Annotated in this window: 21 protein-coding genes and 2 tRNA genes; 10 read left to right on the top strand and 13 right to left on the bottom strand. The window is 32.8% G+C overall.

What is annotated here, in order from left to right; all coding sequences use genetic code 11:
* Positions 1-83 precede the first annotated feature (83 nt).
* Together H574_RS0110265 and H574_RS0110270 are read left to right on the top strand one after the other, a co-directional pair.
* A tRNA-Gly gene (locus H574_RS0110265) sits at positions 84-155 on the top strand.
* 29 nt (positions 156-184) lie between these two features.
* A tRNA-Leu gene (locus tag H574_RS0110270) sits at positions 185-269 on the top strand.
* A 108-nt stretch (positions 270-377) separates the two neighbouring features.
* On the opposite strand, the gene H574_RS0110275 is transcribed toward H574_RS0110270, so the two are convergent.
* Complete coding sequence (locus tag H574_RS0110275; protein ID WP_027880495.1) at positions 378-653, bottom strand: hypothetical protein; 276 nt, start codon at positions 651-653, stop codon at positions 378-380.
* 101 nt (positions 654-754) lie between these two features.
* Complete coding sequence (locus tag H574_RS0110280; RefSeq protein ID WP_027880496.1) at positions 755-1,987, bottom strand: 3-deoxy-D-manno-octulosonic acid transferase; 1,233 nt, start codon at positions 1,985-1,987, stop codon at positions 755-757.
* A gap of 107 nt (positions 1,988-2,094) precedes the next feature.
* Here H574_RS0110280 and H574_RS0110285 point away from each other — a divergent pair, with 107 nt between their 5' ends.
* The 3 genes from H574_RS0110285 (at position 2,095) to H574_RS0110295 (ending at position 4,699) form a co-directional block, all read left to right on the top strand.
* A complete protein-coding gene (locus H574_RS0110285) occupies positions 2,095-3,237 on the top strand; it encodes a DegT/DnrJ/EryC1/StrS family aminotransferase (protein WP_205619341.1) in 1,143 nt (380 codons plus the stop codon).
* Positions 3,238-3,325: 88 nt separating this feature from the next.
* A complete protein-coding gene (gene galE, locus H574_RS0110290; RefSeq protein WP_027880498.1) occupies positions 3,326-4,345 on the top strand; it encodes a UDP-glucose 4-epimerase GalE in 1,020 nt (339 codons plus the stop codon).
* Between the two features lie 162 nt (positions 4,346-4,507).
* Complete coding sequence (locus H574_RS0110295) at positions 4,508-4,699, top strand: hypothetical protein (RefSeq protein WP_027880499.1); 192 nt, start codon at positions 4,508-4,510, stop codon at positions 4,697-4,699.
* A gap of 55 nt (positions 4,700-4,754) precedes the next feature.
* Here H574_RS0110295 and lspA read toward each other — a convergent pair whose 3' ends face one another.
* From lspA to H574_RS0110340, 9 genes are all read right to left on the bottom strand, one after another.
* A complete protein-coding gene (gene lspA, locus H574_RS0110300; RefSeq protein WP_036227548.1) occupies positions 4,755-5,243 on the bottom strand; it encodes a signal peptidase II in 489 nt (162 codons plus the stop codon).
* Positions 5,243-6,136, bottom strand: a complete 894-nt coding sequence (gene fabD / locus H574_RS0110305) for an ACP S-malonyltransferase (protein WP_027880501.1) — start codon at positions 6,134-6,136, stop codon at positions 5,243-5,245. The genes lspA and fabD overlap by 1 nt, the downstream gene beginning before the upstream one ends.
* Before the next feature lie 247 nt (positions 6,137-6,383).
* A complete protein-coding gene (locus tag H574_RS0110310; RefSeq protein WP_027880502.1) occupies positions 6,384-7,940 on the bottom strand; it encodes an NAD(P)/FAD-dependent oxidoreductase in 1,557 nt (518 codons plus the stop codon).
* A 42-nt stretch (positions 7,941-7,982) separates the two neighbouring features.
* Positions 7,983-8,894, bottom strand: a complete 912-nt coding sequence (locus tag H574_RS0110315) for a dihydrofolate reductase (RefSeq protein ID WP_027880503.1) — start codon at positions 8,892-8,894, stop codon at positions 7,983-7,985.
* A gap of 10 nt (positions 8,895-8,904) precedes the next feature.
* On the bottom strand, positions 8,905-9,729 hold the full coding sequence (locus H574_RS0110320; protein ID WP_027880504.1) for a thymidylate synthase: 825 nt from the start codon (positions 9,727-9,729) through the stop codon (positions 8,905-8,907).
* A gap of 210 nt (positions 9,730-9,939) precedes the next feature.
* Entirely contained in the window at positions 9,940-11,637 is a 1,698-nt protein-coding gene (locus H574_RS0110325) for a NupC/NupG family nucleoside CNT transporter (protein WP_027880505.1), read from the bottom strand.
* Positions 11,638-11,653: 16 nt separating this feature from the next.
* Positions 11,654-12,268: a bifunctional nuclease family protein gene (locus H574_RS0110330; RefSeq protein ID WP_027880506.1), complete on the bottom strand. Its 615-nt coding sequence runs from the start codon at positions 12,266-12,268 to the stop codon at positions 11,654-11,656.
* A gap of 114 nt (positions 12,269-12,382) precedes the next feature.
* The gene (locus H574_RS0110335; RefSeq protein WP_027880507.1) at positions 12,383-13,345 is read right to left on the bottom strand and encodes an electron transfer flavoprotein subunit alpha/FixB family protein; all 963 of its coding nucleotides are present in this window, start codon (positions 13,343-13,345) and stop codon (positions 12,383-12,385) included.
* 45 nt (positions 13,346-13,390) lie between these two features.
* Positions 13,391-14,137 (bottom strand): electron transfer flavoprotein subunit beta/FixA family protein, encoded by a 747-nt coding sequence (locus H574_RS0110340; protein WP_027880508.1) that lies wholly within the window; start codon positions 14,135-14,137, stop codon positions 13,391-13,393.
* Between the two features lie 241 nt (positions 14,138-14,378).
* On the opposite strand from H574_RS0110340, the gene H574_RS0110345 reads away from it, so the two are divergent.
* From H574_RS0110345 to H574_RS0110365, 5 genes are all read left to right on the top strand, one after another.
* Positions 14,379-15,356 carry a pyruvate dehydrogenase complex E1 component subunit beta gene (locus tag H574_RS0110345; protein WP_027880509.1) on the top strand — a complete coding sequence of 326 codons (978 nt, stop codon included), beginning with the start codon at positions 14,379-14,381 and terminating at the stop codon, positions 15,354-15,356.
* Positions 15,357-15,434: 78 nt separating this feature from the next.
* Entirely contained in the window at positions 15,435-17,936 is a 2,502-nt protein-coding gene (locus tag H574_RS0110350) for a DUF5686 family protein (RefSeq protein WP_027880510.1), read from the top strand.
* 151 nt (positions 17,937-18,087) lie between these two features.
* The gene (locus H574_RS0110355; RefSeq protein ID WP_027880511.1) at positions 18,088-18,615 is read left to right on the top strand and encodes an inorganic diphosphatase; all 528 of its coding nucleotides are present in this window, start codon (positions 18,088-18,090) and stop codon (positions 18,613-18,615) included.
* A gap of 145 nt (positions 18,616-18,760) precedes the next feature.
* Positions 18,761-21,223 carry a sodium-translocating pyrophosphatase gene (locus H574_RS0110360; protein ID WP_027880512.1) on the top strand — a complete coding sequence of 821 codons (2,463 nt, stop codon included), beginning with the start codon at positions 18,761-18,763 and terminating at the stop codon, positions 21,221-21,223.
* Positions 21,224-21,298: 75 nt separating this feature from the next.
* Positions 21,299-22,300 carry an App1 family protein gene (locus H574_RS0110365; protein ID WP_027880513.1) on the top strand — a complete coding sequence of 334 codons (1,002 nt, stop codon included), beginning with the start codon at positions 21,299-21,301 and terminating at the stop codon, positions 22,298-22,300.
* Between the two features lie 96 nt (positions 22,301-22,396).
* Here H574_RS0110365 and H574_RS0110370 read toward each other — a convergent pair whose 3' ends face one another.
* Positions 22,397-23,011, bottom strand: coding sequence for a deoxynucleoside kinase (locus H574_RS0110370; RefSeq protein WP_027880514.1), 615 nt, complete (start codon positions 23,009-23,011; stop codon positions 22,397-22,399).
* Positions 23,012-23,013: 2 nt separating this feature from the next.
* Entirely contained in the window at positions 23,014-23,793 is a 780-nt protein-coding gene (locus tag H574_RS0110375) for a hypothetical protein (protein WP_027880515.1), read from the bottom strand.
* Between the last annotated feature and the right edge of the window lie 15 nt (positions 23,794-23,808).

Below are 23,808 nucleotides of genomic sequence, written 5' to 3' on the forward strand. Positions count from 1 at the left end.
TTTAAAAAAAGGCTTTGTAAATCGTAAATATATTTTAAATTTGCATCCGCAATAGCAATATTGCTCGTTCATTAAAAAAGACTGCGAAAGTAGCTCAGGGGTAGAGCATCACCTTGCCAAGGTGAGGGTCGCGGGTTCAAATCCCGTCTTTCGCTCTGATACTTTCTTTAAAATATACCAAGATGCTGAAGTGGTGGAATTGGTAGACACGTTGGACTTAAAATCCAATGACCGTTTTGGTCGTGCGGGTTCAAGTCCCGCCTTCAGTACAAAAGCCTTATCATTTGATAAGGCTTTTTTTTATTTACAATAAGTTATAGACATAAAAAAAGCTCACTTAAATTTAAGTGAGCTTTTCAATTTAAATAGTAATTCTCTTAATTATCGTCATCGGTAGCTTCTTTTACTGCGTCCTTAACAGATTCACCTGCTTCTTTAGTCTCTTCAACAGCTTCATCAATTGCTTTTCCTGTAGCTTCAAAACCATCTTTTGCAGCCTCTTCAGTTTCTTCTGCAGCATTCTCTACAGCATCACCTGTTGCTTCTGCAGCATTTTCAATGGTATCTTCAACTTCTTCTGCTTTTTTTTCGTCTCTACAAGATGTAAAGGCTATTGCAGATACTAAAACAGCACTTAATAATAGTTTTTTCATTTTTAATTGTTTTTGATTAGTAATTCTTTAAAGTTATGAATGAATTTTAAAAGAAATGAATATTTCTCTTACTTTTTTAATTTATAACCTTGTTACATATACTATTTACGAAGAAAACCTATTATTTGGATGATAGTACCTTCTTTTTCTTTTACAAAGTTGAAACTTTTTTTACTGGTTTCTTTTCTAAATATCTTATTTTCAATAAGTAAGTCTAATTTGTTTTTAAGTGAAGAATAATCATTAACAGAAAAGACATTGCCATTATCAATCATTTCTTGCGCTTCAGGAAATTTTTTGTAGTTAGCACCAATTATAATTGGTACTCCAAAAACAGCTGGTTCTAGTATATTATGCAAACCTGTTTTTCCCATTGCGCCACCAACATAAGCTATATCTGCATAGCTATATATTTTACTTAAAATACCAATAGTATCAACGATAAAGACGTTTGCATTTTTAAGGTTTGAATTCTCTTTATTTGAGAATAAAACAGTGTCCTTTTTTATTGAATTTTTTAAGCCTTCAATTTGCTTAGCTTTTATATTATGAGGCGCAATGATAAACTTTACATCATGTTTGCATTGATTAATGTATGGTACTAAAATAGCTTCATCTTCTGGCCAAGAACTACCAATAACAATGCATAATTTATCTTGTTTAAAAGTTTCAATAAAATCAAGAGTATTATCAATTTGCAACTGATTTAAAACACGATCAAACCTTGTGTCGCCAGAAACAGTAGCATTTTTATAGCCTATATTTTCAAGTAGATTTTTAGAGTCTTTGTTTTGCGTAAAAATATGTTCAAAAGCAAAAAGTGCTTCTTTAGTTTGTGTACCATACCATTTAAAAAAGGATTGATCTTTTCTAAATACAGCCGAAATTAATACGGCGCGCAAACCCTTCTTTTTAATTTCATTTAAATAATTTGGCCAAATTTCGTACTTCACAAAAACCGTTAACTCAGGATTTATAAGTTTAATAAATTGTTTAGCATTAGATTTTGTGTCTAATGGTAAATACACAACAACATCTGCAAATGGTGCATTTTTTCTAATCTCAAAACCAGAAGGAGAGAAAAATGTTAAAACAATTTTGTGTTTAGGATAGTCTTTTCTTAGTATGTCAAAAATAGGCAAACCCTGTTCGTATTCACCCAAAGACGCACAATGAAACCAAAGTGTTTTATCTCCTTTTTTAATTTCATTTTTAAGAATATCAAACGTGTTAGCACGACCTTTTACGCCTAATTTTATCTTGTGGTTAAAAAGCGCAATTACTTTTAATACTAATGAAGTCAAATAAATAAGGATGTTGTAGATAATGTTCAAATTAAATTGTTTGTGCTAAAATACGTAATTCATTGGTTAGCGTTGGCTAATTTTGTAAATTCGTTACATAAACGATTATAAATTAAAATCGAGTGAAAAAAATACAAATGGTTGACCTTAAAGGTCAATACGCAGATATAAAACAAGAAGTAGATACTTCAATTCAAGAGATTATTGATAATACAGCTTTTATTAATGGTCCTAAAGTACATCAATTTCAAAAAAACTTAGAAAATTATTTAGGTGTAAAGCATGTTATACCATGTGCAAATGGTACAGATGCTTTACAAATAGCAATGATGGGATTAGGTTTAGAGCAAGGTGATGAGGTAATTACAGCCGATTTCACCTTCGCTGCAACCGTAGAAGTTATTGCGCTTTTAAAATTAACACCAGTTTTAGTAGATGTAGATCCAGATAATTTTAATATCGATATAGATGCTATTAAAAAGGCAATTACGCCTAAAACAAAAGCAATTGTGCCAGTACATTTGTTTGGTCAATGTGCAAACATGGAAGCGATAATGCAAATAGCTAAAGAGCATAACCTTTATGTTATAGAAGATAATGCGCAAGCTATAGGAGCTAACTACACATACCAAGATGGTACAAAAGCAAAAGCAGGAACAATAGGTCATGTAGCCTCAACATCATTTTTTCCTTCAAAAAACTTAGGCTGTTATGGTGATGGTGGCGCTATTTTTACAAACGATGACGATTTAGCACATACCATAAGAGGTATTGTAAATCACGGAATGTACGAGCGTTATCACCATGATGTAGTCGGTGTAAATTCACGTTTAGACTCTATCCAAGCAGCAGTTTTAGATGCCAAATTACCTCATTTAGATAATTATAATCAAGCACGTCGTGACGCAGCAAGAAAGTACAATGCAGCCTTAAAAAACGTACCACAAATTACATTGCCTAAAACCGTAAATAATTGCGAAGGTATTTGTGATACTTGCGATTGTCACGTGTTTCATCAATACACATTAAAATTAGAAAATGTAGATAGAGATGCGTTGGTAAAATATCTAAATAGTCATGATATCCCTTGCGGCGTTTACTATCCAATACCTTTACACAAACAAAAAGCCTATCAAGATAACAGGTATAACGAAGCAGATTTTACAGTCACTAATCAGTTGGTAAAACAGGTCATTTCTTTACCAATGCATACCGAATTAGAAGACGATCAAATCGAATTTATAACAACAAAAATTAAAGAATTTATAGCAAATAGTTAGGGCGTTACCCTAAAGGGTCGGGCTTTCGCAAGTCGCAATCAAAGATGTGCTCCAACAATTGCTCAATCCCTAACGCACATTCCAGTCAATGAAGGTACTAGTAACAGGAGGATTAGGATTTATCGGATCTCATACTGTAGTCGAGCTTCAAAACAAAGGTTTTGAAGTCGTTATAATTGATAATTTATCAAATTCATCAATAAAAGTATTAGACGGTATTGTAAGTATTACAGGTAAAGCGCCACAATTTGAAAATATAGATTTAAAAGAAAAATCTAAAGTACAAGAATTCTTTTTAAACCATCAAGATATAGTTGGTGTTATACATTTTGCAGCAAGTAAAGCAGTTGGAGAAAGTGTAGAACAACCGTTAATGTATTATGAAAATAATATAAACACTTTAGTTTATGTGTTACAAGAATTAACAAAATTAAAGCAATCTAATTTCATCTTTAGTTCATCTTGTACTGTTTATGGTCAAGCAGATGAGTTACCAATTTCAGAAAACTCACCAATAAAACCAGCTGAATCACCTTACGGTAATACCAAACAAATAGGTGAAGAAATTATTAAAGACACTTGTAAAGTCACTCCAAAATTAAATGCAATCGCTTTGCGATATTTTAATCCAATTGGTGCGCATCCAACAGCAAAAATTGGAGAATTGCCAATTGGAGTACCACAAAACTTAGTGCCATTTATCACACAAACAGGAGTTGGAATACGCGAACAATTATCTGTTTTTGGTGACGACTATCCAACACCAGATGGGACGTGTATAAGAGATTATATTCATGTAGTAGATGTAGCAAAAGCACACGTTGTCGCTTTACAACGCTTGTTAGAATCTAATAATACAAGTAATTACGAGTATTTTAACTTAGGAACAGGAACAGGAAGTAGTGTGTTAGAAGTTATTCAATCTTTTGAGCGTGTTTCAGGTGAAAAACTTAATTATAAGATTGCTAATAGAAGAGAAGGCGATGTCATTTCTGCATATGCAGACACGACAAAAGCCAATCAAGTTTTGGGTTGGAAAGCAGAATCTTCACTTGACGACGCTATGATATCTGCTTGGAAATGGCAAAAACGTCTAAATTCAAATTAGTATATCATAAATTATTCGGTTTTAAATTGTCAAATACGTAAGTATTACGCAAAATCATTAAGGATATTTTATTAATGTGTTGATTAACAATATTTTAATCTTTAAAATTCGTGATTGGTTAATATTCTTGTTTATTTTGTAGCTAATGCAAATGATAAAACAATGAAATTGATTACCGTAAAAAGACAAACAAAACACGAAGACAGGTTTACACCAAAAATGGGTAAATTAACTGCAAAAGTAACCTACATTAAGAAGCACTTATTAGGTATTCCTTTTAAAACATTACACAAATATCGCGAAACGTATTACGGCGAAGTTAAAGATTGTATAGATTGCAACTTAGCTAGATAACATAAAAAAAGCCTCGAAAATATTTCGAGGCTTTTTTTATGTGATATTAATAAGTTTAATTGGCTTCTTTTTTCTTTTTAAAGCTACCTACAATTAAACAACCCATTCCTACCATTACAGAAACATCTGCAAGGTTAAATATTCCGGTTCTTAAAAAACCACCAAAATCTAAATGTAAGAAGTCGGTAACAGACCCGTAAACAATACGGTCGTAGACATTTGCTATACCGCCACCAATTATACAACAAAAACCAACTAATGTAAACATGTTCATGGTTTTGTCTTTAATAATGTGTCTAAGCACAAAAGCTAACACTAATATTGGTAAAATTAATAGAAGTGTAATACGTAAAGCAGGACTAAAGTCGCTACCCATACCTAAAAAGGCACCTTTATTTTCAACATTATGTAGTGTAAATACATCACCAAAAATTTCACTAACACTACCTTTTCCGACTTCAGCTCTAACAATAAACTTAGAGATTTGGTCAATAGCAATGTTAAGAAAAATTAATGCAGTAATAAGTATGTTTCTTGCGCTCATTATTGCTCTGTACTTATTGTTGCAGATTCAGTTTCAGCAGATCTATCAATCTTTTTTACTAAGCCTTGTAAAACTTTTCCAGGACCAACTTCAGTAAAAAGTGTAGCACCATCAGCAATCATTTGTTGTACAGATTGTGTCCAGCGTACAGGCGCTGTTAATTGCGAAATTAAATTAGCCTTAATTTCTGTTTCATCTATAATAGCGCTAGCTGTTACGTTTTGGTATATTGGGCAGTTAGGTTTGCTAAACGTTGTGTTTTCTATTGCTGCAGCTAATTCTTCTCTAGCAGGTTCCATCATTGGAGAGTGAAATGCGCCACCAACAGGTAACACCAAAGCACGTCTTGCGCCAGCTTCTTTCATAGCTTCACAAGCACGATTAATTGCTTCTACTTCTCCAGAGATCACTAATTGACCTGGGCAGTTGTAGTTAGCAGCAACAACAACACCTTCGGTTTTTGCGCAAATATCTTCAACTAATTTGTCTTCTAAACCTAAAACAGCCGCCATAGTACTTGGTTTAATTTCGCAAGCTTTTTGCATAGCCATAGCACGTTGAGATACTAATTTTAAACCATCTTCAAAGCTTAATGCTCCGTTTGCTACTAATGCAGAAAATTCACCTAAAGAGTGACCAGCGACCATATCTGGTTTGAAGTTATCACCTAAAGTTTTTGCTAAAATTACCGAATGTAAAAAGATAGCTGGTTGAGTTACTTTAGTTTCTTTTAATTGGTCTGCAGTACCTTCAAACATAATATCTGTGATGTTAAACCCTAAAATTGAGTTGGCATCTTCAAATAAATGTTGAGCTTCTGGAGAGTTTTCGTATAAATCAAGTCCCATACCAGTAAACTGAGCACCTTGACCAGGAAAAATATATGCTTTCATTAAATTTAGTTTCTTAATTATTGAGCAAAAATAGGAATAAAATATTAAAGAAAACTATTGATTTTAAAGCTTCTCGATACAATTTGTTCATACTTCATAAATCACTAGAAGTGACGAAAATTAATAACTACATGACGTAAGTTCGAGTGTCGCGACGATAGAAGCGTTGTATCGAGAATTATGTTAAATTGATTTAAAATATTAGAAAAAATCTAGGTTATTGTCTCTATATTCTTGGATATATAAATTACAAATTCCCAGTAGCAGCTTCTGCACAGCGTTCGCCATCCATTGCTGCGCTAATAATTCCGCCAGCATAACCAGCACCTTCACCACAAGGATATAAATTGGTGATTTCTGGATGATATAATTGGTCTGTTCTTGGAATACTAACTGGTGATGAGGTACGCGATTCTACACCAATAATATTGGCTTCTTCGGTGTAATAGCCTTTCATTTTATCACCAAAAGCTTTAAACCCTTTACGTAAAGTACTTCCTATAATTTTAGGAAATAAACTGTGTAAAGGCGCACTTTTTATACCTGGTTGATAAGACGTTTCGTTTAAAGTTGAAGATAATCTACCTTCTACAAAATCGGTCATACGTTGTGCTGGCGCAGTTTGATCACGATTACCTGAGGTAAAGGCTAATTTTTCAAAATCTTTTTGAAATTCTAGTGCTTTTAAAGCGCCAAATTGTTCGTATTTATGTAAATCTTTGTCCGCATTAATTTCAACAACAATACCAGAATTAGCAAATTTATTGTTACGTCTAGAAGGTGACATACCATTAACTACAACTTCGCCATTTGCAGTTGCTGCAGGAACAATAAATCCACCAGGACACATACAAAAGCTGTACACGCCACGTCCGTTTACTTGCTGTACCAAACTGTATGAAGCAGCTGGTAATAACGGATGTCTTTCGCCAGAACAATGATATTGAATGTTGTCAATAATCTGCTGCGGATGCTCTGCACGTACGCCCATTGCAAAACTTTTAGCTTCAATTGCAATTTGTTTTTTGTCTAATAAATAGAAAATATCTCTTGCAGAATGACCTGTTGCTAGAATTACTTTTTCGGTAGTTAATTCTTTGCCATCATTAAGTTGAAGTGCAACTATTTTTTCATTTTTTATGATGAAATCAGTAACACGCGTATTAAAATGAATTTCGCCACCAAAATCTAAAATAGTTTGTCTAATATTTTGAACGACTTTTGGTAGTTTGTTAGTCCCAATATGCGGATGCGCATCGACCAGAATTTTATCTGTTGCACCATGAAAAACAAGATTTTCAAAAATACGACGTACATCACCACGTTTTAAACTTCGTGTGTATAATTTTCCGTCAGAATATGTTCCTGCGCCACCTTCGCCAAAACAGTAATTAGAATCTTCATTTACAAAATGATCTTGATTAATGGCTTTAAGATCGCGACGTCTATCTTGTACATTGGCGCCACGTTCTAAAACTATGGGTTTGTAACCAAGTTCTATACAGCGCAATGCTGCGTACATACCAGCAGGACCAAAACCAATAATATGAATTGGTTTAGCGTTAGACACATCTTTGTATTCAAAATGATAATCGGAAGTTTCCTGAACAGGTTCTTTTATAAAGACTGAAACTTTATAGTTGAAGATAATTTTAGGCTTACGTGCATCGATGGATTTACGCAGTATTTTAATGCCAGAAATGTCTTCACGCGGTATAGACAACCATTCCGCAGATTTAATTAATAATATATCTGGGATTTCTTCTTCTTTAAGAGAAACACGAAGTTGAATGTCTTTTACCATAATGCGAAATTAGGTAAATTTTGAATGAAACTTAGTAATAAATTAAATTCTCTCAAATGTTAAAAATGAAAACTCATATTGATGATTATCATCTTTTTTATGAAAAACATTTGAGGTTTCTTTAAATATTGAAGTATCTATTTTCGGGAAAAAAGTATCTGCTTCCGGAAATGTTGCATGTACTCGCGTAATTTCTATTTTACTAGCGTATGGCATAGCCTGTTTGTAAATTTCTCCGCCACCAATAATAAAAGGTTGCGAGTCTTTTTTAGCTATGTTTATTGCGTCTTCTATGCTATTAACAATTATAACACCATCTGGCGCTTTATAATTTGATTGTCTTGTAATTACAATGTGTGTGCGATTTGGTAATGGTTTTGGAAAACTTTCAAAAGTCTTTCGACCCATAATTATATGATGTCCAGAAGTTAGTGATTTAAAGCGTTTAAGGTCATCACGAAGATGCCAAATAAGATCGTTATCTTTTCCTATTTCGTTATTTTCGCCAGCAGCAACAATCATAGTTAAGTTGTCAACTATTTTGCTGTTTTTTTGATTAAATACTTGACTTTCTGCAATAGTTAAATCTTCTTTTTCCAGTTGTGCTTTTAGTTTTTCTATGCGTACTTTTTGTTTGTTTACTAGCTTAGCCAATTGTTTTTCTTCCCATTCTTTACCCATAAATTTATGAGTAACAAATACATTAAATAAATGAAAAGCAAATAAGAATAACCAAACAATAATAGCAATTACAAACCAATCTTGACCAAAAATTTTTAGATCTTGACCAATACCTAAAACGGTATTTGCTAAGATTAAAAATAAAGCGCCAATTAAAAATATAACAAAATGATAGTATAGGCGTTTTTTTTGTTTAACACGTTGTTGAGCATTTTTTATTAATTCTAATTGCTCTCTATCTATCTGCGGTTTTTCCTTTTTTTTGCCGAACATATAATTGTTATTAAACAGCAACTGCACCTTTAATGTGTGGATGCGGATTATAATTTTCTAATGTGAAATCTTCAAATTTAAAATCGAAAATATCTTTTACTTCAGGATTTAATTTCATTGTTGGTAATGGTCTGCAGTCTCTAGATAATTGCAATTCTAATTGCTCTAAATGGTTGTTGTAAATATGTGCATCTCCGAAAGTATGAATGAATTCTCCAGCTTCGTAACCGCAAACTTGCGCCATCATCATTGTGAATAAAGCATAAGATGCAATGTTAAACGGTACGCCTAAAAAGATATCTGCACTACGTTGGTATAGTTGGCAAGATAATTTACCATTAGCCACATAAAACTGAAAAAACGCATGACAAGGTGGTAAAGCCGCTTTACCATTTGCAACATTTTCACTAAAGCTTTTAGAAGTGTCTGGCATTACAGAAGGATTCCAAGCAGATACTAGCATACGTCTACTATCTGGATTGTTTTTTAGTGTATCTATAACTTCTTTTATTTGGTCAATCTCATCACTATTCCAGTTTCTCCATTGGTGACCATACACAGGACCAAGATCTCCGTTTTCATCAGCCCATTCGTTCCAGATTCTTACACCGTTTTCTTGTAAATAGTTAATGTTGGTGTCGCCTTTTAAAAACCAAAGTAACTCATGTATAATAGATTTTAAGTGTAGTTTTTTTGTGGTTACCATAGGAAAACCTTCACTTAAATCAAATCTCATTTGATAACCAAAAACACTTTTGGTGCCTGTTCCTGTACGGTCTTCTTTTGCGTTTCCGTGTTCTAAAACGTGTTTTACAAGGTCGTGATATTGCTTCATAATACTATCTCTGCGAAAGCAGAAATCTCATTTTTAGTTATAAAAATAGCTAGTTATTTTGAAATAAGAAATAGCTAAAAACGAAAATAAACAAAAATCAATGTAGTTAATTAGTTAATTGATTTTAAGATATTAAAAGTTATTAACTACTATTTTAAATGAAAAAGTTACGTCTTGGATTTAAAGATTTCTGCTTTCGCAGAAATTGTTTTAACCAATAATCATTCCTGCAATTGTAGCTGATATTAGAGAAGCAATTGTACCTCCAATTAAAGCTTTTATACCAAATTGCGATAATGTTTTACGTTGTCCAGGTGCTAAAGAACCAATACCACCAATTTGAATTCCGATAGAAGCAAAATTTGCAAATCCACAAAGCATATATGTAGCCATAATAATTGACTTTTCATACTTTAAATGTGTTGGATTTGCTATGTTTTTTAAGTCTGCTAACTGAATGTATCCAATAAATTCGGATGCAGCTAATTTAATTCCTAAAAGTTGTCCCATTAAAGCCATGTCTTCTTTAGCAACACCAATTAACCACATAAGAGGAGAGAAGATGTAACCTAGAATAAGTTCTAATGATAAATTTTGATACGGTGTATTATCTGCAATCCAAGTATTAAATGTAGTAACATCACCAACCCAACCTAAAATACCATTAATCATTGCAATAAAAGCAACAAAAACTAAAAGCATAGCACCAACATTAACAGCAAGTCTTAAACCTTCTGTAGTACCGTTGGCAATAGCATCTAAAATATTAGATCCAATTTTTTCTTGCGACACTTCAACGTCTGTATTTACTTTTTCGGTTTGAGGATATAGTATTTTTGAAATAACAATAGCACCTGGAGCAGCCATAACGGATGCTGCTAATAAGTGTTTAGCATAGAAAAGGCGTAAAGCTTCATCTTCACCTCCTAAAAATCCAATGTAAGCGGCAAGTACAGCGCCAGCAACAGTAGCCATACCACCAATCATAACAAGAAGCATCTCAGACTTATTCATTTTTTCTAAGTATGCTTTAATTAATAGAGGTGCTTCGGTTTGTCCTAAAAAGATGTTACCAGCAACAGATAGACTTTCTGCTCCAGAAATTTTTAAGGCTTTTGATAATAACCAAGCCATTCCTTTAACTACCTTTTGAATAATTCCTAAGTAAAAAAGAACAGATGTTAATGCTGAAAAGAAAATGATAGTTGGTAACACTTGAAAGGCAAAGATAAAACCGAAAGTATCCATATCTACTACTAAGCCTTCAAATAAAAATTTGCTTCCTGCTCTTGTAAAATCTAAGACACTTACAAAAAGTCCACCAACAAATTCAAAACCATTTTTTATAAAGTCTACTTTTAAAACACCTATTGCAATTAATAATTGAAAAGCTAGACCTATTCCAACAATTTTCCAATCAATAGCTCTACGATTACTACTAAATAGAAAAGCTATTACTATTAAAGAAACCATACCTAACGCACCACGCCATAAACTATTAAATGAAAATCCTTGATTTGGGATTATTTGATTTGCTTCTGCAACGGTTGTTTCTTTTTTGGATTGTGGTTTTACAACAAACTTATAAATGTTTTCTTTTTGGGATAACACTAAAGTTGAATCTGTTAAGTTTTTAATTTTAAACCTTTTTGTCATTTCAAAAGGTGTATCATAATAAAAAACTAAAACTTTATTTTGAAAAATATAATCTCCACTAGCATCTTTTAGCTTAAAAGAACCTTGATTTAATTTAAGCTCTGTGTTTTTTTGAATAATTAGCGGTTTGGTGTCTGTAGAATTGATATTAATGTTACTAGTGTCTAACAACCAATCTTTACTAATATCTTGCGCTAAAGTAGAGGTAAATGCAAGTAAGAAGGTTACTGTAACAATTAAAAATTTTTTCATCTGTAAAAAGTGTAAGTTATCTTTTAGATATTTCGTCTCTAATTTTTGCTGCTTTTTCGTAGTCTTCGTTGATAACAGCTTCATCTAAAAGTTTATGGAGTTCTTCTATGTTTTTGGACTGTAATTCGTCTTCAGAAGAAGGTTCTAATTCTAATTCTTCGTTAATTATTTCATTAACAAGTACATCATCGTCTTCGCTGTCTTCATCTTTTGGATCTACTTTTAAGTAGATACCAGCTTTGTCTAGAATATTTTTATAAGTAAAAATAGGTGCTTGAAAACGAAGTGCTAATGCAATAGCATCACTGGTTCTTGCGTCAATAATTTCTTCAATTTTATCGCGTTCGCAAATTAATGAAGAGTAGAAAACACCATCTACCAACTTGTGTATGATGACTTGTTTTACGACAATATCAAAACGGTCTGCAAAATTTTTAAATAAGTCGTGGGTAAGTGGTCTAGGTGGTTTAATTTCTTTTTCTAAAGCAATAGCTATAGATTGTGCTTCAAAAGCTCCAATAACGATAGGTAATTTACGGTCACCATCTACCTCGTTTAAGATAAGCGCATAGGCGCCATTTTGGGTTTGGCTGTACGAAATTCCTTTAATATTTAGTCTTACTAAACTCATGCAATCAAAAACACAAAGAACTGTTTAAATTAGGACTTTACCAAACCGTAAGGGTTAGATTTTTGTGCAAAATTTAAACAGTCCTTGTTATATCAGACTTAAAGTTATAAAAAATTAAGCGTTTGCTGCTTTAAAAGCTTTTAATTTTTCTATAAGTTGAGGTACGACTTCAAAAGCGTCACCAACAACACCATAATCTGCAGCTTTAAAGAAAGGTGCTTCTGGATCTGTGTTGATTACTACTTTTACTTTAGAGGCGTTAATACCAGCTAAGTGTTGGATGGCACCACTAATACCAATAGCAATGTAAAGGTTAGAAGCAACAGGTTTTCCTGTTTGTCCAACGTGTTCGCTATGTGGTCTCCAGCCTAAGTCAGAAACTGGTTTAGAGCATGCTGTTGCTGCACCTAAAACGTCTGCTAATTCTTCAACCATTCCCCAGTTTTCTGGACCTTTTAAGCCACGACCAGCAGATACTACAATTTCTGCGTCTGCAATAGTTACTTTGTCTGTTACCTTATCTACAGACTCTACAGTAACTCCAGACGAAGTAATTTCCGGAGAAAAATCTTCAGAAGAAGCACTTGCACTGTTTTCTACTAAACCAAAAGAGTTGTTTGATACACCAACAATTTTTATATCTGTATCTATAGTAGTAAAGTTAAATGCTTTGTTAGTAAAAGCTGTACGTTTTACTGTAAAAGGAGATGTAGATGTTGGCGCTGCTACAACATTTGACGCATAGCCAGCATCTAATGAAACAGATAATAATGGAGCTAAATATTTGCTGTCTGCGCTTTGACTAAGTACAACTACTTTAGATCCTTCTTGCTTTGCAGCTTGAGATAAAACTGAAGCATAAGATTTTGCATTAAACTTTGCTAAACCATCGTTAGATACATTAAGTACTTTGTCTACACCGTATTTACCTAACTCTGAAGTGTCATTTACATTAACTGCAACAGCAGTAACGCTAGTGCCCATTTGGTCTGCAACCGCTTTAGCGTAAGATGCAACCTCAAAAGCAGCTTTTTTAAAAGTTCCGTTTTCTGATTCTGTATATACTAAAATTGACATGTTTATATTTTTTAAATTCTGAAACTAATTTTCGTAATCTAACGATTAGATTACTTTAGCTTCGTTGTGTAATAGGTTAACTAATTCGTCTAAGTTATCAGGAGCAACTAAAGTTACTTCACCTTTTGGAGCTGGTTTTTCAAATTTTACAGTTCCAGTTTCTGTACTTGCACCGTTAGGCTCAACTACATTTAAAGGCTTTTTTCTAGCCATCATGATACCTCTCATATTTGGTATACGTAAGTCGCTCTCTTCAACCAAACCTTTTTGTCCTCCGATTACTAAAGGTAATGTAGTAGAAACACTTTCTTTACCACCATCAATCTCTCTAACAGCTTTAGCGTTTGTGCCATCTACCTCAAGACTAATGCAGTTAGTAACAAAGTTAGCGTCAACCATTTCTGCTAACATACCAGGTACCATTGCACCGTTATAATCAATAGACTCTCTACCTGCAATTACTAAATCGTAACCGCCATCTTTTACAACTTTAGCTAACTCTTTAGCAACTTGATAGCCGTCTTTAGCTTCTGCATTTACTCTAATAGCAGTATCTGCACCTATAGCTAATGCTTTTCTTAATGTAGGCTCAGTTTCTGGTCCTCCAACATTAACAACGTCTACAGAAGCACCTTGTTTTTCTTTAAACCACATTGCTCTTGTTAAACCAAATTCGTCATTTGGATTAATTACAAATTGAACACCATTTGTGTCAAACTTTGTATCACCATCTGTAAAATTAATTTTTGAAGTAGTGTCTGGTACGTGACTAATACACACTAAAATTTTCATATTTTTTAATTTATTTAGTTTTTAAATTTATGCCTTTAGACCTACTAAATCGTTATAGTAACATGGGTTAATCAGCAATTTTTTATAAAATTTTAAAGCAAAAAACACTCTAAAATGTTGTGGTTACGAAGATATGGAATTATTTTTAAAATTTACTATGCGTGCATAATAAATTTTAAAGAATTCTTTTACTGTAAGTTTTTTATTAATTCTTATTTTTGCAATTCAAATAGATATTTTAATGAAAACAATACAGTTTAGAGAAGCTATTGCTGAAGCCATGAGCGAAGAAATGCGTCGTGACGAAAGCATCTACCTTATGGGTGAAGAAGTAGCAGAATATAATGGTGCTTACAAAGCATCTAAAGGTATGTTGGACGAGTTTGGTCCAAAACGTGTTATTGATACACCAATTGCAGAGCTTGGTTTTGCTGGTGTAGCTATTGGATCTACCATGACTGGTAATAGACCAATCGTAGAATATATGACCTTTAACTTCTCTTTAGTTGGTATTGACCAAATTATAAATAACGCTGCAAAAATTAGACAAATGTCTGGTGGACAATTTAAATGTCCAATTGTTTTTAGAGGTCCAACAGCTTCTGCAGGACAATTAGCAGCTACACATAGTCAAGCTTTTGAAAGCTGGTTTGCTAATACACCAGGTTTAAAAGTGGTAGTGCCTTCTAACCCATATGATGCAAAAGGTTTATTAAAATCTGCAATACGTGATGATGATCCAGTGATTTTTATGGAATCTGAACAAATGTATGGTGATAAAGGTGAAGTGCCAGAAGGAGAATACACTATACCATTAGGTGTGGCAGATATTAAGCGTGAAGGTACAGATGTAACTATCGTTTCTTTTGGTAAAATTATAAAAGAAGCTTATAAAGCTGCAGACGAACTTGAAAAAGAAGGAATCTCTGTAGAAATTATAGATCTTCGTACAGTTAGACCAATGGATAGAAAAGCTATTTTAGAGTCTGTAAAGAAGACTAACCGTTTGGTAGTTTTAGAAGAAGCTTGGCCATTTGGTAACGTAGCGACTGAAATTACTTACCTTGTACAAAGTGAAGCATTTGATTACTTGGATGCGCCAATTGTAAAAATAAACACAGCAGATACGCCTGCACCATATAGTCCAGTATTGTTAGAAGAGTGGTTACCAAACCATAACGATGTGATAAAGGCTGTTAAAAAAGTGATGTACAAATAAAAAAATATTATTTTCGTTATATCTAAACTTCATTAGCACGATTGTTGATGAAGTTTTTTTGTTTATAAACCAAAATTAATGAATAGACTTCTTTCTGCCCTTTTTTTTCTTTTTAGCATCATTTCTGCGTTAGCACAAACCAAAGTTAGTGGTCAAGTTTTTGACGCATCAAATAATCCGGTGCCTTTTGCAAATGTAATTTTTAAAGGTTCTTCAATAGGAGTAATAACTAATGAAGAAGGTACATTTTATATTGAAGATGAAAACAATTGGGACGTATTAAAAATATCTTTTATTGGTTTTGAAACTCAAGAAATTCAACTTAAAAAAAGAGTAACTTATCAGTTAAAGGTGACGCTTCAAGAAGAAGCTGCTGCATTAGATGAAGTGGTTATTGTTTCAGGAAAACAACCTAAAAAGAACAATCCTGCAATTGATATTTTAAGAAAAATATGGGCAAATAAACGTAGTAATGGACTTAAGCAGTACAAACAATACCAATATGATAAATACGAAAAGGTAGAATTTGACCTTAACACCATAGATAGTTCGCTAATAGATAGTAAGTTGTTTAAAGGTATGGAGTTTGTATTTGATCAAGTAGATACTTCTAAAGTTACAGGTAAAACGTATTTACCAATGTTTATTAACGAAGCTGCTAGTGAGGTTTATGGTGATAATGTAATTAATGAAAAACGAGAAATTTTAAAAGGAAATAAAAACTCAGGATTTAGCAATAACCAAGTGATTATTGATTTTGTAGACGATTTGTATTCAGACTATGATGTGTATGATAACTATTTAAAGTTTTTTGATAAAAGCTTTGTTAGTCCAATCTCTCGTACCGGAATACAAACGTATAATTACGTCCTTTCAGATAGTGCATATATTGATAACAAATGGTGTTATAATATTATTTATTATCCTAGACGTAAAAACGAACTTACTTTTAAAGGCGATTTTTGGGTAGCAGATACCACATTTGCATTAAAAAACATCAATATGCAAGCCTCTAAAAGCGCCAATATAAATTGGGTGAAAGAAATTTATATAGAGCAAGATTTTGAAGTGTTAAACGATTCAGTCTTTTTAATAAAAAGAGATTATTTTATGTCAGATTTTGCTTTTAATAAAAAGGAAAAATCTAGAGGAATTTACGGAAAACGCACAACACTTTACGATAATTACAAGTTTGATAAAGAAAAAGATCCTAAATTTTACAAGCAAAAAGTTTATAGCTTTGATGAAGATATCTATAATCAAGATGATACTTTTTGGGATAAAAACCGCATGGAGTCCTTAAGTAAAGACGAAAAAGGTGTTTACGTCATGTTAGATTCTTTAAAAAAGACTAAAAAATTTAAAAGACTTTACAACTTAGGAAGCATTTTAGCATCTGGTTATATAGAGTTTGATGATTTAAATTTAGACTACGGACCTATATTTTCAACCTTTGGTTATAATGAAGTTGAAGGTGTTAGATTAAGAGCTGGCGGACGTACTTATTTTGGGCAAAATGATTTATGGCGTATAGAAGGATTTACAGCGTACGGTTTTAGAGACAATAAGTTTAAATATGGTATTTCAGGAAAATGGCTATTAGATAAAAAAAGCAGATTGATAATTTCTGGAGGAAACCGTCGTGATGTAGAACAAATTGGTGCAAGTCTAACTAATAGCACAGATGTTTTAGGACGAAGTTTGGCAAGTTCATCCGTTGTTGGAACAGGAATAAACGATAAATTAACCAATATTAACCTAAGTACTCTAGCAATAGAAGCAGAGCCATTAAGAAACTTTGTAACTCGCTTAAGTGGAAGTTATCGAACCTTAGAGTCTGCTTCAAAAACCTTTAGTTTAGATTATTATACAGACGCAACTCAAACAACAACAAAATCTGAAGTAAAACAATACGAAACCGCAATCTCATTATCTTACTTTCCAAAAAGAGAAATGACAGGTTTTGGTGTAGAACGAAGAACAAAAAACGATGATTTTGCAAGGCTTTTTGCGCAGATTTCTATAGGCGATCAAAGTATTTTAAATAGTGATTTTGATTATACTAAAGTTCAATTTTCATATACGCAACCTTGGGCTATTGGTGGTTTTGGTAGACTGTACACAACCGTAGAAGCAGGTAAGACTTTTGGAGAAGTTCCTTTAGGTTTGTTAAGTGTTGTACCAGGTAACCAAAGTTATTTTTCAATATATAATACTTTTTCAAACCTTGATTTTTATGAGTTTGTTACCGATGAATATGCAACACTTCATATAGAACATAACTTTAACGGAAGATTATTTTCGCGTATTCCATTCTTAAAAAAATATAATTTAAGAGCTATTCTAGGAGCAAGAGGTGTTATTGGTAATATATCTCAAGACAACAGAAATATTAACGCTTCAGGATTAATTTATGAAGCTCCAAACAGAAAACCTTACTATGAGTATAGTTTTGGTGTAGGAAACATTTTTAAAGTCTTTAGAATAGATTTTAATTTTAGAGGTAATTATACAGATCCTGTTTTATACCCAGATGCTAGAAAGTTTGGAGTAACCGGTAGTTTTGGTTTTTATTTTTAAAAAAGAATGCGCTATAGGTAAGTTACTATATCAATTTTCCAAAGTCAAACTATTTTCTCTTGCCTAAACCTAAATAATCACTTACTTTTGCATCCCTTATTTTTAGATAGTTAATAAATAAATAACGCTATTAGCGTATAAAATAATTAAGATGAGCCCAAAAGGAGAAACAACATTTGATGCTTTAGTAGAAATTCCTAAAGGAAGCAGAAACAAATATGAATATGATTTTGATTTAAAAAAAATACGTTTTGACCGTATGCTATTCTCTTCGATGATGTATCCAGGAGATTACGGATTTATACCACAAACATTAGCCTTAGATGGTGACCCGTTAGACGTTTTAATTTTAGGGCATGAGCCTACGTTTCCTATGTGTGTTGTAGAGGTAAAACCAATCGGAGTATTCCATATGGCTGATGAAAAAGGTCCAGACGAAAAAATAGTTTGCGTGCCAGTATCTGATCCAATTTGGAATTCTAAAAATGATATATCAGATATTAATCCTCACCGTTTAGATGAGATTACTCATTTCTTCCAAGTTTACAAAGATTTAGAAAAAAAGAAAGTAGATGTTGGAAGTTGGGGAGATGCAAAAGAAGCTTACGAAATTGTAAGCAAATGCGTAGATAGATACGAAAACAGCGAGCATAAAGCAAACGGCGATTTCTTAATCTAAGTTAATAAAATTATACCCGCTAAAAACGGAGATTTTATAAACATTTTAAATATTCAAAACCCTTACATATTGATTGTAAGGGTTTTTGTATTAGATTCCATTTTGTTACATTTACGATAATTAACACTAACAAATCAAAATAAATATGGAATCAAACATGATTTATTTGCCAATAGCATTGGCAATTCTCGGACTTGTTTTTATGTTCGTTAAAATGGCTTGGGTAAAAAAACAAGCTGCTGGGAACGAGAAAATGCAAGGTATCTCTAAAGCTATAAAAGAAGGAGCTTTAGCATTTCTAAATGCAGAATACAGATTATTAGCAATATTTGTAGTCATTGCTTCAATTGCATTATTTGGAATATCTCAAGTTGTATCAACAACTAGTTGGATGATTATTCCTGCATTTATTATCGGAGCTGTTTTTTCTGCTTTAGCAGGAAATATAGGAATGAGAATTGCTACAGACGCTAACGCACGTACTGCCGAAGCTGCAAAAACAAGTTTACCACAAGCGTTAAAAGTGTCTTTTGGTGGTGGAACAGTAATGGGATTAGGAGTTGCTAGTTTAGCAGTTTTAGGGCTTAGTTTGTTATTCTTATTGTTCTTAGGACAATTTATGGGTAATGAAGGTTCTTTTTATAAAAATATGACTATCGTTTTAGAAACCTTAGCTGGTTTTTCTTTAGGAGCAGAATCTATCGCACTTTTTGCTCGTGTTGGTGGTGGTATCTATACTAAAGCTGCAGATGTTGGTGCCGATTTAGTTGGAAAAGTAGAAGCAGGTATACCAGAAGACGATCCGCGTAATCCAGCAACAATTGCAGATAACGTAGGAGATAATGTTGGTGATGTTGCCGGTATGGGCGCAGATTTATTTGGTAGCTACGTCGCAACAGTTTTAGCAGCAATGGTATTAGGTAACTATATCATAAAAGATATGGCAGATGCTGGTACTGTGTTAGAATCTTTTAACGGTATGGGACCAATCTTGCTACCAATAGTCATAGCTGGTGTTGGTATTTTGGCTTCAATTATAGGGACGTTTTTAGTTAGAATTTCTTCAAATGAAGCTAAAGAGTCTCAAGTTCAAAAAGCACTAGATGTAGGAAACTGGGTTTCGATAGGTATTACACTTGCTGCAAGTTGGTTCTTAATTCGTTGGATGTTACCAGAAACAATACAAATGAGCTTCTTTGGGGAAGGTGTAAAAGCTATTCCGTCAAGACATGTCTTTTATGCAGCTATGATTGGATTAGCAGTAGGCGCATTAATCTCTATGGTAACAGCACATTACACAAGTTTAGGTAAAAAACCAGTTTTAGATATCGTAAAAAATAGTTCTACAGGAGCGGCAACAAATATTATTGCAGGTTTAGCGGTAGGAATGAAATCTACTTTCTTATCTGTAATTTTATTTGCAGCAGCAATTTATGGGTCGTATGCATTAGCAGGATTTTATGGTGTTGCATTAGCAGCTTCTGCAATGATGGCAACAACAGCAATGCAGTTAGCAATAGATGCGTTTGGACCAATAGCAGATAATGCTGGTGGAGTAGCAGAAATGAGCGAGCTTGAGCCACACGTAAGAGAACGTACAGATATTTTAGATTCGGTTGGTAACACAACTGCAGCAGTAGGTAAAGGTTTTGCAATAGCATCTGCAGCCTTAACAGCGTTAGCGCTATTTGCTGCTTATGTAACTTTTACAGGTATTGATGGTATTAACATTTTTAAGGCAGATGTGTTAGCCATGTTATTTGTTGGAGGTATGATTCCTGTAATTTTCTCTGCATTAGCTATGCAATCTGTAGGTAAAGCAGCAATGGAAATGGTACAAGAAGTGCGTCGTCAGTTTAAAGAAATTCCGGGGATTATGGAAGGAACTGGTACGCCAGAATATGCAAAATGTGTAGATATTTCTACTAAAGCAGCATTAAAAGAAATGATTTTACCAGGATTAATAACGATAATAACACCAATAATTATCGGATTAATTTTTAAGGCAGAAGCATTAGGAGGTTATATGGCTGGTGTTTGTGTGTCTGGTGTTATGTGGGCAATTTTCCAGAACAATGCTGGTGGTGCATGGGACAATGCTAAAAAATCTTTTGAAGCAGGTGTTGAAATAGATGGAAAAATGGAGTATAAAGGTAGTGAAGCGCATAAAGCAGCAGTTACTGGAGATACTGTCGGAGATCCATTTAAAGATACATCAGGACCATCTATGAATATTTTAATTAAGTTAACCTGTCTAGTAGGATTAGTAATAGCTCCAATCCTAGGAAATCACGATGTTGAAGAAGGTATGGCAATGAATAAAGATGTTGAGGTTACAGTAAATAATAATGTGGCAAGTAATCAAAAAGAGGTGAAAGTTAAAGTTATTATGGAAAAAAATAATGACGGAACTGTAACTGCAAACGTAACATCAACAACAGTTAGTAACGGAGAATCTTTTGTGAAAAAGCACGTTTTTACAGGAACAGAAGAAGAAGTTAATGCAAAAATTAATGCTTTAGAAAATGCTAAAGACAGCAATAACAAAAAAGTGAATAAGCAAATAGAAGTTACAAAAGAAGAGATTAAAAACTTACCTCAAGCTTAATACTTTAAGTATTATAAAATTAAAGACCTGCTATTGTTTTTAGCAGGTTTTTTTTGTGTTATATTTGAATCTAATATGAGCTGGTTTAAAAAAGATCCGTTACAAATAATTTCATTTTTAAGTTATGGTACACAAAACCATTTCTATATACGTGGTCGCGCTTTAGAAGACGAAACTATTAATTTAGAAGAAAAAAGCTTGTGGAATCTTATCCTTAATACTTGGAAGCGTTTTGAAACCGACGAAATTAAAAACACCAAACTAAAAATAACCTTACCAGACAACAGGGTTTATTATACAAAAACCGATAAAGATGGATACTATAAAATAGATGTTAGTAATGAAGATTTAAAACATCTAGTTAATGAAGAAGGCTGGTTAAATTTTGAGCTTTCTTACGATGAACCTAACATAAAACGTACCATTCAAAAAGAAAACCGTTTTAAAGGTGAAATGTTAATACCTGCTAAAGATGCAGATTTTGGTGTAATAAGTGACATTGATGATACGATTATTCATACCGGAGTAGCTTCATTTTTAAAATGGCGTGTTATTTTTAATACCTTTTTAAAACATGTACAAAGTAGAATGCCTTTAGAAGGAGCAGCAGAGTTTTATCATCTTTTACATCGTGGTACAACTGGTAAAAAGGCTAATCCTATATTTTATGTAAGTCATAGTCCATGGAATTTATACAGATATTTAGAGTTTTTTTTAAAAACTAACAACTTTCCTAAAGGACCAATATTGCTTCGTAGTTTTAGAACTATTTTTAAAAAGAAAACATCTACTTGCAAGCCTCAAAAACAACTAGAAATTACTAATATTTTAAATACCTATCCTAATCTACCTTTTGTATTAATTGGAGATAGTAGTGAGCATGATCCAGATATTTATTTAGAGTTAGTCAATAGTTTTCCTAACCGTATTAAAGTTGTTTATTTACGTAGTGTATTACATAAACAGAAAATGCAGCGTGTTAAAAAGCTATTGGCAGATTACAGTATTCCTGTTATGTTAGTAGACAACAGCAAAGAAGCTATTGCGCATGCTAAAGGTTTAGGTATTATTAAGTAAACCCGCGTTAAGGATTGAAGTGAAAAACCCACAGCGAAGCATGAGCGAGGATTTGTAACGTAAAGCCTGACCCTTTAGGGTAACGCCAAAAAAAATCTAAAATAATCCGTTAATTTGCGCGTCTATTTTATTAATGATATTACCTAAGTCTTCAGGATTTGCTACAAAATCTAAATTATCTACGTCAATTATTAATAAGTTTCCTTTGTCATAATTATGTATCCAAGCTTCGTAACGCTCATTAAGTCGGCTTAAATAATCGATGCTTATAGAGTTTTCATAATCACGACCTCTTTTGTGGATTTGAGCTACTAAATTTTGAATAGAACTACGTAAATATATCAATAAGTCTGGACCTGGTACAAAAGATTGCATAAGATCAAAAAGTGATTTGTAATTTTCATAATCACGATTTGTCATTAGTCCCATAGCATGAAGGTTAGGTGCAAAAATATGTGCATCTTCGTAAATGGTACGGTCTTGTATAATGTCTTTACCACTTTCGTTTATTTGGGTGACTTGTCTAAAACGACTATTTAAAAAATAAACTTGTAGGTTAAAACTCCAACGTTCCATTTGGTTATAAAAATCGTCTAAATATGGGTTGTCTACAACATCTTCTAATTGAGCTTCCCAGTTAAAGTGTTTAGCTAATAATTTGGTTAGCGTAGTTTTACCTGCGCCTATATTTCCTGCTACAGCAACGTGCATAATTAGTCGGTTTTAAGTTGAAATTTAGATAAAAAATTAAGGGTGTAAATATACAGGATTTGATTGGTTACAAAAAACTGTTTTATTAACATATTTGAAGTTTTGATTTCTTTTTGTGTTTGGTCTTTTGAGTTGTAATAGATTAACCCATCATTGGTTTTTATGATTAAATTTTCTTTAGTGGCTTGAAGTTTTGTAAAACCAGTGTTTGGTATTTTATAAACTAAGCTACCAAAGTAGTTATAGCAGTATAAAAAATTATCTGTTAGTAACCAACAGTAGTTATAATTACTAGTAAGGTCTAAAACTTTAGAGCTTACAGGTATAGTTTTGTATCGTGTTTTTTTAGTTTGAAAATCAAATAATTCTAAATACTGAAAGTCTTGATTGTAAATCCAAATAGTATTATCAAAACCAGTAGTGATATGGGTGATGTTTTTATAATTTTCAGCAGAATTAAAATCAATTTTTGCTACTTCAGCTAGACGGTTGTCAAGAATAATAACCGTATTAAAGTCCGAATAAAACAAATTAATCTTTAAAGAGTTAAAAGCGTTAGCACTAGTAATTTGACCTAACTGAAAGTTACTATAGTTTAAAGTGTCTTTGCTAGTCGCTTTTTTAAAGGTGTTGTTTTTAATAAAGTAAGTTGCTTCAAAATTATCTATGCCAACTAGCCAATCTGCTTTTAGAGACTTTTTTTCAATAAGAGTAGTAGTGATTTCTTCTTGAGCAAAACAAGAAGAGCTAACAAAAGCAAGTAAAATTAAAAGCTGTTTCATTAAGATACAATGTAC

This window comes from Mesoflavibacter zeaxanthinifaciens DSM 18436 (assembly GCF_000422365.1).
Classification (GTDB): domain Bacteria; phylum Bacteroidota; class Bacteroidia; order Flavobacteriales; family Flavobacteriaceae; genus Mesoflavibacter; species Mesoflavibacter zeaxanthinifaciens.

Excerpts from the sequence above, each read along its gene's own strand:
- H574_RS0110315 (WP_027880503.1), bottom strand. The coding sequence starts at position 8,894 with ATGTTCGGCAAAAAAAAGGAAAAACCGCAGATAGATAGAGAGCAATTA.
- lspA (WP_036227548.1), bottom strand. The coding sequence starts at position 5,243 with ATGAGCGCAAGAAACATACTTATTACTGCATTAATTTTTCTTAACATT.
- H574_RS0110330 (WP_027880506.1), bottom strand. The coding sequence starts at position 12,268 with ATGAGTTTAGTAAGACTAAATATTAAAGGAATTTCGTACAGCCAAACC.
- H574_RS0110360 (WP_027880512.1), top strand. The coding sequence starts at position 18,761 with ATGGAATCAAACATGATTTATTTGCCAATAGCATTGGCAATTCTCGGA.
- H574_RS0110275 (WP_027880495.1), bottom strand. The coding sequence starts at position 653 with ATGAAAAAACTATTATTAAGTGCTGTTTTAGTATCTGCAATAGCCTTT.
- galE (WP_027880498.1), top strand. The coding sequence starts at position 3,326 with ATGAAGGTACTAGTAACAGGAGGATTAGGATTTATCGGATCTCATACT.
- H574_RS0110335 (WP_027880507.1), bottom strand. The coding sequence starts at position 13,345 with ATGTCAATTTTAGTATATACAGAATCAGAAAACGGAACTTTTAAAAAA.
- H574_RS0110320 (WP_027880504.1), bottom strand. The coding sequence starts at position 9,729 with ATGAAGCAATATCACGACCTTGTAAAACACGTTTTAGAACACGGAAAC.
- H574_RS0110345 (WP_027880509.1), top strand. The coding sequence starts at position 14,379 with ATGAAAACAATACAGTTTAGAGAAGCTATTGCTGAAGCCATGAGCGAA.
- H574_RS0110350 (WP_027880510.1), top strand. The coding sequence starts at position 15,435 with ATGAATAGACTTCTTTCTGCCCTTTTTTTTCTTTTTAGCATCATTTCT.
- H574_RS0110295 (WP_027880499.1), top strand. The coding sequence starts at position 4,508 with ATGAAATTGATTACCGTAAAAAGACAAACAAAACACGAAGACAGGTTT.
- fabD (WP_027880501.1), bottom strand. The coding sequence starts at position 6,136 with ATGAAAGCATATATTTTTCCTGGTCAAGGTGCTCAGTTTACTGGTATG.
- H574_RS0110365 (WP_027880513.1), top strand. The coding sequence starts at position 21,299 with ATGAGCTGGTTTAAAAAAGATCCGTTACAAATAATTTCATTTTTAAGT.
- H574_RS0110375 (WP_027880515.1), bottom strand. The coding sequence starts at position 23,793 with ATGAAACAGCTTTTAATTTTACTTGCTTTTGTTAGCTCTTCTTGTTTT.
- H574_RS0110370 (WP_027880514.1), bottom strand. The coding sequence starts at position 23,011 with ATGCACGTTGCTGTAGCAGGAAATATAGGCGCAGGTAAAACTACGCTA.
- H574_RS0110310 (WP_027880502.1), bottom strand. The coding sequence starts at position 7,940 with ATGGTAAAAGACATTCAACTTCGTGTTTCTCTTAAAGAAGAAGAAATC.
- H574_RS0110325 (WP_027880505.1), bottom strand. The coding sequence starts at position 11,637 with ATGAAAAAATTTTTAATTGTTACAGTAACCTTCTTACTTGCATTTACC.
- H574_RS0110340 (WP_027880508.1), bottom strand. The coding sequence starts at position 14,137 with ATGAAAATTTTAGTGTGTATTAGTCACGTACCAGACACTACTTCAAAA.
- H574_RS0110285 (WP_205619341.1), top strand. The coding sequence starts at position 2,095 with ATGGTTGACCTTAAAGGTCAATACGCAGATATAAAACAAGAAGTAGAT.
- H574_RS0110355 (WP_027880511.1), top strand. The coding sequence starts at position 18,088 with ATGAGCCCAAAAGGAGAAACAACATTTGATGCTTTAGTAGAAATTCCT.